The organism is Pseudomonas sp. HMSC063H08, assembly GCF_001813645.1.
GTDB classification, from domain to species: Bacteria; Pseudomonadota; Gammaproteobacteria; order Pseudomonadales; family Pseudomonadaceae; genus Pseudomonas; species Pseudomonas aeruginosa.
The window spans coordinates 426-11735 of record NZ_KV813533.1 but is presented as its reverse complement, the minus strand read 5'-3'; the positions used below and the strand labels follow the sequence as shown (position 1 = coordinate 11735).

Here is an 11310-nt window from a genome sequence, read left to right as displayed (position 1 = left end):
TCCCTAGGGCAAGCATCTGAAGTCGGTTGCCAGTTCCTGGCAACGATTATCAAATGCGACCTTATCTCACTTGCCTGGGAGGCCTGGCCGGCAATGCTTTAGACAGCCGGACTGTTTCGTTAGATGCAGCGTCATCCCGCAGCGGCGACGCCCCTCCCGTGGCCGGGTCGGGGGTCGTCGCGGAGACTCAGCGGATCTCGCTGGGGGAGATGCCGTAGCGCTTGCGGAAAGCGATGGAGAAATGCGCCGGGCTGTAGCCCACCCGGTAGGCCACCGTGGAGACGTTCGCCTCTTCGTCGCAGAGCATCCGGTGCGCCTCGCGCAGGCGGTACTCCTGCAGGTAGCCGAATACGCTGGCGCCGAACACCTTGCGGAAACCGGCGGTCAGCTTGCGCGGGTTCATGCCCACGCGGCTGGCCAGCGTGTCCAGCGACGGTGGTTCCTGCAAGGCGCCGACCAGCAGGTCGCGGGCGGCGTGGATGCGCTCGACCTCGGAGCAGGTGATGCGCGGCTCCTCGACGGGGCGCCCCTCGCCGGAAAGGAACTGGGCGCTGAGCGCGGCCAACTCCAGGGCCTTGCCGCCGAGGTAGAGATCGCGGGTCGGACCGAGCATCTGGCAGGTGGCGATCTGCGAGGCCAACGCCTGCATCGCCCGCGGCGCCGGGCAGCTCATGATCCGCGGATCGCCGCCGGGGCGGCGTATCAGTTGCTCGGGCAGCCAACCGAGGCGGCTGTCCAGGGCTTCGACGCCGAGCTGGACGATGGTGTAGCGCAACGGCTTGTCGGTGCCGTAGATCTGCGCCGAGGTGAAGTCGCCATCGTTGGCGATGGTGCACAGGCTCGGCCCCTCGATGAGGTGCTCGGGCTGGCCGGGAATCCGGCAGCGCAACTGGCCGCTCTGCACGAGGATCAGGCGCAGGCCGCGCTCCAGCGGTTCCTCGAACCAGTCCTCGCTGGCCGAACAGAAGGTTCCGGTCACCAGCTTCATGTTCGGATCGATGTGCGCGATGCCGGGCCGGTTGCCCGGTGCCGGCGCGGCGGCATCGGCCTGTGGCGGAGCAATGATGGTGATGGTCATCAGGTTTTCCTGTAGCCCGGGCGCTGCCGACGCGGCGACGCCTTCCTGGATACGTGGGGGCAGGGGGACTTTTTAGCGGAGATGGACAAAGCGCCCTGCACTCCGCCCCTGCAGCGAATGAAAAAGCCCCGCAATCGAAAGGCGCGGGCTTGCGCGGTCCCTGCCGCCCGCCAATGATAATAAATCTCATTTCCCAGCAATGGCAATCGACCGCATCCACGGAGATCGCATGACTTCCTCGCCCGTCACCCCATCGGCCGTCGACGACGCCCCCGACTGGCCCGCCGCCTTCGTCCGCCGCTATCTCGACGCCGGCCACTGGCAGGACCGGAGCTTCGCCGAAGCCCTGGCCGCCAGCGCCGCGCGCCATCCGCAGCGGATCGCGCTCTGCGACGACGACCAGCGGCTCAGCTATGCCGACCTGCTCCAGCGCTGCCGCCGCCTGGCAGCCGGACTGCGCCAGGCCGGCCTCGCACATGGCGACACGGTGGTGCTGCACCTGCCCAACGGCATCGCCTTCGTCGAGACCTGCTTCGCCCTGTTCCAGCTCGGCGTACGCCCGGTGCTCGCCCTCCCCGCCCATCGCCAGCATGAGATCAGCGGTTTCTGCCGCTTCGCCGAGGCCAAGGCCTACATCGGCGCCGAACGGATCGACGGCTTCGACCCACGGCCGATGGCCCGTGAGCTGCTCGCCAGCGGCGCCTGCCGGATGGCGCTGATCCACGGCGAGGCCGAGGCGCCGCTGCAAGCGCTGGCACCGCTGTACCAGGCCGACGCGCTGGAAGACTGCGCCGCCCGCGCCGAGGATATCGCCTGCTTCCAGTTGTCCGGCGGCACCACCGGCACGCCGAAGCTGATTCCCCGGCGTCATCGCGAGTATCTCTACAACGTCCGCGCCAGCGCCGAGGTCTGCGGCTTCGACGAGCACACGGTGTACCTCACCGGGTTGCCGATGGCGCACAACTTCACCCTCTGCTGCCCCGGAGTGATCGGCACGCTGCTGGCCGGCGGCCGCGTGGTGGTCAGCCAGCGCGCCGATCCCGAGCATTGCTTCGCCCTGATCGCCCGTGAACGGGTCACCCACACCGCCCTGGTACCGCCGCTGGCGATGCTCTGGCTGGATGCCCAGGAAAGCCGCCGCGCCGATCTATCCAGCCTGCGTCTGCTCCAGGTCGGCGGCTCCAGGCTCGGCAGCAGTGCCGCGCAACGCGTCGCACCGGTGCTCGGCTGCCAGTTGCAACAGGTGCTGGGAATGGCCGAGGGGCTGATCTGCTACACCCGCCTGGACGATCCGCCCGAACGCGTGCTGCATACCCAGGGCCGGCCGCTGTCGCCGGACGACGAAGTGCGGGTGGTCGACGCCGAGGGCCGCGAGGTCGGCCCCGGCGAGGTCGGCGAACTGACCGTGCGCGGTCCCTACACCATCCGCGGCTACTACCGCCTGCCCGAACACAACGCCAAGGCCTTCAGCGCGGACGGCTTCTACCGCACCGGCGACCGGGTCAGCCGCGACAAGGACGGCTACCTGGTGGTGGAGGGCCGCGACAAGGACCAGATCAACCGCGGCGGCGAGAAGATCGCCGCGGAAGAGGTGGAGAACCTGCTGATCGCCCATCCGCAGGTGCACGACGCCACCGTCGTGGCGATGCCCGACAGCCTGCTCGGCGAGCGCACCTGCGCCTTCGTCATCCCGCGCCAGCCGGCGCCCTCGGCGCTGAAGCTGAAGCAATACCTGCACGCCTGCGGGCTGGCCGCGTTCAAGGTGCCGGACCGCATCGAGCTGGTTCCGGCCTTCCCCCAGACCGGCATCGGCAAGATCAGCAAGAAGGACCTGCGCGAGCGCCTGCGCCGCGAGCTGGAGGCCCGCGCATGAGCGCCGCCTGGGTCCGGCCGTTCCGCCTGACGCCGATGCCGCGCCTGCGCCTGGCCTGCTTCCCCCATGCAGGCGGCAGCGCCAGTTTCTTCCGTAGCTGGAGCGAACGCCTGCCGCCAGACATCGACCTGCTTGCCCTGCAGTACCCGGGTCGCGAGGACCGCTTCAACGAGGCGCCGGCCACCCGCCTGGAGGACCTCGCCGACGGCGCCGCCCTCGCCCTGCGCGATTTCGCCGACGCGCCCCTGGCGCTGTTCGGCCACAGTCTCGGCGCGGCGCTGGCCTACGAAACCGCCCTGCGCCTGGAAAGCGCCGGCGCGCCGCTGCGCCACCTGTTCGTCTCCGCCCATCCGGCACCGCACCGGCAACGCGGCGGCGCATTGCACCGCGGCGACGAGGCGGTGCTGCTGGAGGACGTCCGCCGCCAGGGGGGCGCCAGCGAGCTACTCGAGGACGCCGACCTGCGCGCGCTGTTCCTGCCGATCCTGCGCGCCGACTACCAGGCGATCGAGACCTACCGACGGGCGCAGCCCATCGCCCTGGCCTGCGCCCTCGACGTCCTCCTCGGCGAGCACGACGAGGAAGTCAGCGCCGCCGAGGCGCAGGCCTGGAGCGACGCCAGCCGGACTCCCGCCAGGCTGCGGCGCTTTCCTGGCGGCCACTTCTACCTGAGCGAGAGGCGCGACGCGGTGATCGAGCACCTGCTGCGCCGCCTCGCACATCCCGACGCCCTTTCCCGAGAGGTTGCATGATGAAAACTCCCGAAGACTGCACCGGCCTGGCGGACATCCGCGAGGCCATCGACCGGATCGACCTGGATATCGTCCAGGCCCTCGGCCGCCGCATGGACTACGTCAAGGCGGCGTCGCGCTTCAAGGCCAGCGAGGCGGCGATTCCGGCGCCCGAGCGGGTCGCCGCGATGCTCCCCGAGCGCGCCCGCTGGGCCGAGGAAAACGGACTCGACGCGCCCTTCGTCGAGGGACTGTTCGCGCAGATCATCCACTGGTACATCGCCGAGCAGATCAAGTACTGGCGCCAGACACGGGGTGCCGCATGAGCCGGCTGGCACCCCTGAGCCAGTGCCTGCACGCCTTGCGCGGCACCTTCGAGCGCGCCATCGGCCAGGCGCAGGCGCTCGATCGTCCGGTGCTGGTGGCGGCGTCGTTCGAGATCGACCCATTGGACCCGCTGCAGGTATTCGGTGCCTGGGACGACCGGCAAACGCCCTGCCTGTACTGGGAACAGCCCGAGCTGGCGTTCTTCGCCTGGGGCTGCGCCCTGGAGCTGCAAGGCCACGGCGAACAGCGCTTCGCCCGGATCGAGGAAAACTGGCAATTGCTCTGCGCCGACGCCGTGGTCGAGGGCCCGCTGGCGCCGCGCCTGTGCGGCGGATTCCGCTTCGATCCGCGCGGCCCGCGCGAGGAACACTGGCAAGCCTTCGCCGATGCCAGCCTGATGCTCGCCGGCATCACCGTGCTGCGCGAGGGCGAACGCTACCGGGTACTCTGCCAACACCTGGCCAAGCCCGGCGAAGATGCCCTGGCCCTGGCCGCCTACCACTGCTCGGCGCTACTGCGCCTGAGGCAGCCGGCCAGGCGCCGGCCCTCGGGGCCGACCGCTGGCGCGCAGGGCGACGCTTCGGCGCTGGAGCGCAGGCAATGGGAAGCCAAGGTGAGCGACGCGGTAAGCAGTGTCCGCCAGGGACGCTTCGGCAAGGTCGTGCTGGCCCGCACCCAGGCCCGGCCTCTCGGCGACATCGAGCCGTGGCAGGTCATCGAACACCTGCGCCTGCAACATGCCGACGCCCAGCTGTTCGCCTGTCGCCGCGGCAACGCCTGCTTCCTCGGCGCCTCCCCGGAACGCCTGGTCCGCATTCGCGCCGGCGAGGCGCTCACCCATGCCCTGGCCGGGACCATCGCCCGCGGCGGCGATGCCCAGGAAGATGCGCGGCTCGGACAGGCCCTGCTGGACAGCGCCAAGGACAGGCACGAACACCAGTTGGTGGTGGAGGCGATCCGTACGGCCCTGGAACCCTTCAGCGAGGCGCTGGAAATCCCCGATGCGCCTGGCCTGAAACGACTGGCGCGAGTCCAGCACCTGAACACGCCGATCCGCGCCCGCCTCGCCGACGCAGGCGGCATCCTGCGGCTGCTGCAGGCGCTGCATCCGACCCCCGCGGTGGGCGGCTACCCACGCAGCGCGGCGCTGGACTACATCCGCCAGCACGAAGGGATGGATCGTGGCTGGTACGCCGCGCCGCTGGGCTGGCTCGACGGCGAAGGCAACGGCGATTTCCTGGTGGCGCTGCGCTCGGCCCTGCTCACGCCGGGCCGGGGCTACCTGTTCGCCGGCTGCGGTCTGGTAGGCGATTCGGAACCGGCCCACGAGTATCGCGAAACCTGCCTTAAGCTCAGTGCCATGCGGGACGCTCTGTCCGCCATAGGCGGCCTGGACGAAGTGCCCTTGCAGCGCGGCGTCGCCTGAAAACGAAGCCCCCCTGCGGCCCGAGGGCGGCAGGGGGTCTTCGAAGGTCTGCCCGTGGCGCGGACGGGCCGCGCCGCAAGGGCGTCGCTTAGAACGGGATGTCGTCGTCGAAGCTGTCGTAGTCCTGGGCCGGCTGCGGCGCCGGTTGCTGCTGCGGGGCCGGACGCGACTGCTGCTGCGGGGCCTGCTGCGGGCGCTGCATGGGCTCGCGCGGGGCGCGCTGCGAGTCGTCGCCGGAGGGGCGGCCGCCGAGCAACTGCATGTTGCCGTTGATGTCGACCACGATCTCGGTGGTGTAGCGATCCTGACCGTCCTGGCCCTGCCACTTGCGGGTGCGCAGGCTGCCTTCGACGTAGACCTGGGAACCCTTGCGCAGGTACTCGCCGGCGATCTCCGCCAGGCGGCCGAAGAACACCACGCGGTGCCATTCGGTGCGCTCCTGTTGCTGGCCGGTCTGCTTGTCCTTCCAGCTCTCGCTGGTGGCGAGGGTGATGTTGGTCACCGCATTGCCGTTGGGCATGTAGCGGGTTTCCGGGTCACCACCGACGTTACCAACCAGAATGACTTTGTTAACCCCACGGGCCATGACGTTCTCCTAAGGTTCAGCATCCGCCCGGCGCGGCCTGGGCCAGGCGCTCGAGGGCGGTGCGATCCACTTGTTGGGTATCCACTTTGACATAGGCGGCGGCCTCCTCGGCCACCACCACGGCGTCTGCCACACCGGGCAACGCCCTGAATCGCTGGACCAGCACCGCGTCCTGCAGCGCGGCGGGCGCGAGCGGCAGGCGAATGCTGGTCACATAAGGCGGTTCGCGCATGGTAACAGCAATCGCCAGCCAGAGGGCAGCGAGCACCGCGCATCCGATGAACACCATGCTCAGCCCGCCGTGCTGGAACATCCAGCCGCCGAGGATGCCGCCCAGCGCCGCGCCGAGGAATTGGCTGGTGGAATACACCCCCATCGCCGTGCCCTTGCCGCCGGCCGGCGAGACCTTGCTGACCAGCGACGGCAACGAGGCTTCGAGCAGGTTGAAGGCAGTGAAGAACACCACCGTGCCGACCACCAGCATGGCCAGGCTGTGACCGAAGACCAGGAAGAACAGTTCGCAGGCCAGCAGGGTCGCCACCGCGCCGGTCAGCACGCGCTTCATGCGACGCTTCTTCTCGGCGTAGATGATGAACGGCACCATGCCGAAGAAACCGACCAGCAGCGCGGTCAGGTAGACCCACCAGTGCTGCTCCTTGGGCAGGCCACCCTCGTGCACCAGCGCCAGCGGCAAGGCGACGAAGCTGGCCATGAGGATGGCGTGGAGGATCAGGATGCCGGCGTCCAGGCGCAGCAGGTCGCCGTGCTTCAGGGTCGGCAGCAGGGCCTGGCGCGCCACGCTGGATTCGCGGTGCTGGGTCATGTGGTCCGGCTGTGGGACGAAGAACAGGATCAGCAGCAGGCCGACCAGCGCCATCCCGGCGGTGAACCAGAACAGCCCATGCAGGCCGAACAGATGGGTCAGCACCGGGCCGAGCACCATGGCCACGGCGAAGGAGACGCCGATGCTCATGCCGATCATCGCCATCGCCTTGGTCCGGTGTTGCTCGCGGGTGAGGTCGGAGAGCAGTGCCATCACCGCCGCCGAGATCGCCCCGGCGCCCTGCAGGACGCGGCCGGCGATCACCCCCCAGATGGAGTCGGCATTGGCCGCGAGGGCCGCGCCGGCGGCAAAGATCAGCAGCCCGACGACGATCACCGGGCGCCGGCCGATGCGGTCGGAAATGGTCCCGAAGGGAATCTGCAGGATCGCCTGGGTCAGGCCGTAGGCGCCGATGGCCAGGCCGATCAGCGCCGGGGTCGCGCCGGCCAGGTCCTGGCCGTAGGTGGCCAGCACCGGCAGGACCATGAACATGCCGAGCATGCGGAAGGCGAATACCAGTGACAGCCCGACGGCCGCTCGCGTTTCGGTACCGCTCATCCGCTCAGTATGTGAGTCGTGCATAACACCCTCATGGAAGAAACCGCTGCAGGGCAAGGCCTCATGCCCCTGCCGATGGCGCCGCCGCCCGCTCCTGGGCGGCCGGGGCAATGCCCGCGCCGGAAAAATGCCGCGCATTCTACCAGTCCGCCCCCTCGCGGCACAGGCGCGCCACTTTGCCGCGCGCTAGCGGCCAGCCGTATAATCAGCGGTTTTCGCCCGCCATGCGAGGCCGCTGTGGATAAGATCCTGATTCGTGGGGCGCGTACCCACAACCTGAAGAACGTCGACCTCACACTGCCACGCGACAAACTGATCGTGATCACCGGTCTTTCCGGTTCCGGCAAGTCTTCCCTGGCTTTCGACACGCTCTATGCGGAAGGCCAGCGGCGCTACGTGGAATCCCTCTCGGCCTACGCCCGGCAGTTCCTGTCGATGATGGAGAAGCCGGACGTGGACACCATCGAAGGGCTGTCGCCGGCGATTTCCATCGAACAGAAGTCCACTTCCCACAACCCACGCTCCACCGTGGGTACGATCACCGAGATCTACGACTACCTGCGCCTGCTTTATGCCCGCGTCGGTACCCCGCGCTGCCCGGACCACGACATCCCGCTGGAGGCGCAGACCGTCAGCCAGATGGTCGACCAGGTCCTGGCCCTGCCGGAAGGCAGCAAGCTGATGCTGCTGGCGCCGGTGATCCGCGAGCGCAAGGGCGAGCACCTGGCGGTGTTCGACGAGATGCGCGCGCAGGGTTTCGTCCGCGCCCGGGTCGACGGCAAGCTCTACGAACTCGACGAAGTGCCGAAGCTGGATAAGCAGAAGAAGCACAGCATCGATGTGGTGGTGGACCGCTTCAAGGTTCGCGCGGACCTCCAGCAACGCCTGGCCGAGTCGTTCGAGACCGCCCTGTCCCTGGCCGACGGTATCGCCCTGGTAGCACCGATGGACGAGGACGAGGATGTCGAGGAGATCATCTTCTCGGCGCGCTTCGCCTGCCCGGTCTGCGGCCACTCGATCAGCGAGCTGGAACCCAAGCTGTTCTCCTTCAACAACCCGGCCGGCGCCTGTCCGACCTGCGACGGCCTCGGCGTGAAGCAATTCTTCGACGCGCGCCGGGTGGTCAATGGCGAGTTGACCCTGGCCGAGGGCGCGATCCGCGGCTGGGACCGGCGCAACGTCTATTACTTCCAGATGCTCGGCTCGCTGGCCCAGCATTACGGCTTCAGCCTGGAAGAACCCTTCGACGAACTCGGCACCGAGCACCAGAAGGTGGTGCTCTACGGCTCCGGCCGGGAAAACGTCGACTTCCGCTATCTCAACGACCGCGGCGACATCGTCAAGCGTTCGCATCCCTTCGAAGGCATCCTGCCGAACCTTGAGCGGCGCTACCGCGAGACCGAGTCGGCCACGGTCCGCGAGGAGCTGGCCAAGTTCCTCAGCACCCAGCCCTGCCCGGATTGCCACGGTACCCGCCTGCGCCGCGAGGCGCGGCATGTGTGGGTCGGCGACCGGACGCTGCCGGCGATCACCGCGATGCCGGTCGGCGAGGCCTGCGAGTATGCCGCCGGACTCAGCCTGACCGGCCGCCGTGGCGAGATCGCGGCGAAGATCCTCAAGGAAATCCGCGACCGCCTGCAATTCCTGGTCAACGTCGGCCTCGACTACCTGACCCTCGACCGCAGCGCCGACACCCTGTCCGGCGGCGAAGCCCAGCGCATCCGCCTGGCCAGCCAGATCGGCGCCGGCCTGGTGGGAGTGATGTACATCCTCGACGAACCCTCGATCGGCCTGCACCAACGCGACAACGAACGCCTGCTCGGCACCCTCACCCACCTGCGCAACCTCGGCAACACGGTGATCGTGGTCGAGCACGACGAGGACGCGATCCGACTCGCCGACTACGTCGTCGACATCGGTCCGGGCGCCGGTGTGCACGGCGGCCAGGTAGTGGCGGAAGGTACGCCCGACCAGGTGATGAACCACCCCGACTCGCTGACCGGCAAGTACCTTTCCGGGCGCAAGAAAATCGCGGTTCCGGCCAAGCGCACCCCGCGCGACAAGAAGAAGCTGCTGAAGCTGAAAGGCGCCCGCGGCAACAACCTGCAGAACGTCAACCTGGAAATCCCGGTCGGCCTGTTCACCTGCATCACCGGGGTCTCGGGCTCCGGCAAGTCGACGCTGATCAACAACACCCTGTTCCCGATCACCGCCACCGCGCTGAACGGCGCGACTACCCTGGAAGTGGCGCCGTACGACTCGTTCGACGGCCTGCAGCACCTGGACAAGGTGGTCGACATCGACCAGAGCCCGATCGGTCGTACCCCGCGCTCCAACCCGGCGACCTATACCGGCCTGTTCACGCCGATCCGCGAACTGTTCTCCGGCGTGCCGGAGGCCCGCTCGCGCGGCTACGGTCCCGGCCGCTTCTCGTTCAACGTCAAGGGCGGCCGTTGCGAGGCCTGCCAGGGCGACGGCGTGATCAAGGTGGAGATGCACTTCCTGCCGGACATCTACGTTCCCTGCGACGTCTGCAAGGGCAAGCGCTACAACCGCGAGACCCTGGAGATCCGCTACAAGGGCAAGAGCATCCACGAGGTGCTGGAGATGACCATCGAGGAAGCCCGCGAGTTCTTCGACGCCGTCCCCGCCCTGGCGCGCAAGCTGCAGACGCTGATGGACGTCGGCCTGTCCTACATCAAGCTGGGCCAGAGCGCGACCACCCTCTCGGGCGGCGAGGCGCAGCGGGTCAAGCTGTCCCGCGAGCTGTCCAAGCGCGACACCGGCAAGACCCTGTACATCCTCGACGAACCGACCACCGGCCTGCACTTCGCCGACATCCAGCAACTGCTCGACGTGCTCCACCGCCTGCGCGACCACGGCAACACCGTGGTGGTGATCGAGCACAACCTGGACGTGATCAAGACCGCCGACTGGCTGGTCGACCTCGGCCCCGAGGGCGGCTCCAAGGGTGGCCAGATCATCGCCAACGGTACGCCGGAGCAGGTGGCCGAGATGCCCCAGTCGCACACCGGCCACTTCCTCAAGCCGCTGCTGGAACGCGATCGCGCCTGATTGCCGGGCGCTCATGAAAAAGCCCCTGCGACCGTGAGGCGCAGGGGCTTTTTCGTATCCGCGGGGTAGGGTCAGATCTGCGATTGCAGGTAGTTCTCCAGGCCCATCCTGGCGATCAGGCCAAGCTGTTGCTCCAACCAGTAGGCGTGGTCTTCCTCGGTGTCGGTCAACTGGGCCTTGAGGATGTCGCGGCTGACGAAGTCCTTGTGCTGCTCGCAGAGGGCGATGCCCTTGGCCAGCGCGGCGCGGACATGGCGCTCGAGCTTGAGGTCGGCCTCGAGCATCTCCGGCACCGTGGTGCCCGGGTGGATATCGTCGGGACGCATGCGCGGCGTACCTTCGAGCAGGAGGATACGGCGCAGCAGGGCGTCGGCGTGCTGGGTCTCCTCCTCCATCTCGTGGTTGAGGCGCTCGTAGAGCTTGCTGAAGCCCCAGTCCTCGTACATGCGCGAGTGGATGAAGTACTGGTCGCGCGCGGCCAGCTCGCCGGTCAGCAGCGTGTTGAGGTAATCGATGACTTCCGGATGGCCTTGCATCGGGGGGCTCTCCCTGGAGAAAACTAGGAATCTAGCCGCATATGCTCCCGGCTCCGCCTGATCCGGGTCAAGCCAATGCAGATAAAAAAGCCCCCTTCCTAGGAAGGGGGCCGGGGGCCTCATCAGGCCATCAGTCCAGCTTCAGGCCGAGGGCGTCGGCGACGCCTTTGCCGTAGGCCGGGTCGACCTTGAGGAACAGGCCGATCTGGCGACGCTGGATCTGTTCCGGTACATCGCGGATGTCTTCGGCGATGTTGGCGAACAGCCGCTGCTTCTGCTCGTCGGTGAACAGATGGA

The 11310-nt window shown here is 68.2% G+C and carries 10 protein-coding genes; 5 read left to right on the top strand and 5 right to left on the bottom strand.

Features of this window, described 5'->3' with window-relative positions; all coding sequences use genetic code 11:
* Positions 1-187 precede the first annotated feature (187 nt).
* Positions 188-1078 (bottom strand): pyochelin biosynthesis transcriptional regulator PchR, encoded by an 891-nt coding sequence (pchR, locus tag HMPREF2924_RS22275; protein WP_003110567.1) that lies wholly within the window; start codon positions 1076-1078, stop codon positions 188-190.
* A 229-nt stretch (positions 1079-1307) separates the two neighbouring features.
* On the opposite strand from pchR, the gene pchD reads away from it, so the two are divergent.
* Genes pchD through pchA form a run of 4 tightly spaced genes read left to right on the top strand, consistent with a single transcriptional unit; the run spans position 1308 to position 5435 of the window.
* A complete protein-coding gene (gene pchD, locus HMPREF2924_RS22270; protein WP_003129316.1) occupies positions 1308-2951 on the top strand; it encodes a pyochelin biosynthesis salicyl-AMP ligase PchD in 1644 nt (547 codons plus the stop codon).
* Entirely contained in the window at positions 2948-3703 is a 756-nt protein-coding gene (gene pchC / locus HMPREF2924_RS22265; protein WP_003129315.1) for a pyochelin biosynthesis editing thioesterase PchC, read from the top strand. The genes pchD and pchC overlap by 4 nt, the downstream gene beginning before the upstream one ends.
* Entirely contained in the window at positions 3703-4008 is a 306-nt protein-coding gene (pchB, locus tag HMPREF2924_RS22260; protein WP_003106950.1) for an isochorismate lyase PchB, read from the top strand. The genes pchC and pchB overlap by 1 nt, the downstream gene beginning before the upstream one ends.
* Complete coding sequence (gene pchA, locus HMPREF2924_RS22255) at positions 4005-5435, top strand: isochorismate synthase PchA (protein WP_003129314.1); 1431 nt, start codon at positions 4005-4007, stop codon at positions 5433-5435. Before pchB ends, pchA begins: the two co-directional genes overlap by 4 nt.
* A gap of 88 nt (positions 5436-5523) precedes the next feature.
* Here the strand turns inward: pchA and ssb are convergent, their stop codons facing one another.
* The gene (gene ssb / locus HMPREF2924_RS22250) at positions 5524-6021 is read right to left on the bottom strand and encodes a single-stranded DNA-binding protein (RefSeq protein WP_003114685.1); all 498 of its coding nucleotides are present in this window, start codon (positions 6019-6021) and stop codon (positions 5524-5526) included.
* A 16-nt stretch (positions 6022-6037) separates the two neighbouring features.
* Positions 6038-7426, bottom strand: a complete 1389-nt coding sequence (locus HMPREF2924_RS22245; RefSeq protein ID WP_003103910.1) for an MFS transporter — start codon at positions 7424-7426, stop codon at positions 6038-6040.
* A 213-nt stretch (positions 7427-7639) separates the two neighbouring features.
* Between HMPREF2924_RS22245 and uvrA the strand changes: the two genes are divergently transcribed.
* Complete coding sequence (uvrA, locus tag HMPREF2924_RS22240) at positions 7640-10477, top strand: excinuclease ABC subunit UvrA (RefSeq protein WP_003110572.1); 2838 nt, start codon at positions 7640-7642, stop codon at positions 10475-10477.
* Positions 10478-10548: 71 nt separating this feature from the next.
* Here uvrA and bfr read toward each other — a convergent pair whose 3' ends face one another.
* Both bfr and HMPREF2924_RS34760 read right to left on the bottom strand, forming a co-directional pair.
* The gene (bfr, locus tag HMPREF2924_RS22235) at positions 10549-11013 is read right to left on the bottom strand and encodes a bacterioferritin (protein ID WP_003129313.1); all 465 of its coding nucleotides are present in this window, start codon (positions 11011-11013) and stop codon (positions 10549-10551) included.
* Positions 11014-11143: 130 nt separating this feature from the next.
* The coding region (locus HMPREF2924_RS34760) for a catalase-related domain-containing protein (protein WP_080984592.1) at positions 11144-11310 on the bottom strand (167 nt) is incomplete at its 5' end.

Bases quoted from the DNA above. Each gene is read 5' to 3' on its own strand.
- pchR (WP_003110567.1), bottom strand. From the start codon at position 1,078: ATGACCATCACCATCATTGCTCCGCCACAGGCCGATGCCGCCGCGCCG.
- pchD (WP_003129316.1), top strand. From the start codon at position 1,308: ATGACTTCCTCGCCCGTCACCCCATCGGCCGTCGACGACGCCCCCGAC.
- pchC (WP_003129315.1), top strand. From the start codon at position 2,948: ATGAGCGCCGCCTGGGTCCGGCCGTTCCGCCTGACGCCGATGCCGCGC.
- pchB (WP_003106950.1), top strand. From the start codon at position 3,703: ATGAAAACTCCCGAAGACTGCACCGGCCTGGCGGACATCCGCGAGGCC.
- pchA (WP_003129314.1), top strand. From the start codon at position 4,005: ATGAGCCGGCTGGCACCCCTGAGCCAGTGCCTGCACGCCTTGCGCGGC.
- ssb (WP_003114685.1), bottom strand. From the start codon at position 6,021: ATGGCCCGTGGGGTTAACAAAGTCATTCTGGTTGGTAACGTCGGTGGT.
- HMPREF2924_RS22245 (WP_003103910.1), bottom strand. From the start codon at position 7,426: ATGCACGACTCACATACTGAGCGGATGAGCGGTACCGAAACGCGAGCG.
- bfr (WP_003129313.1), bottom strand. From the start codon at position 11,013: ATGCAAGGCCATCCGGAAGTCATCGATTACCTCAACACGCTGCTGACC.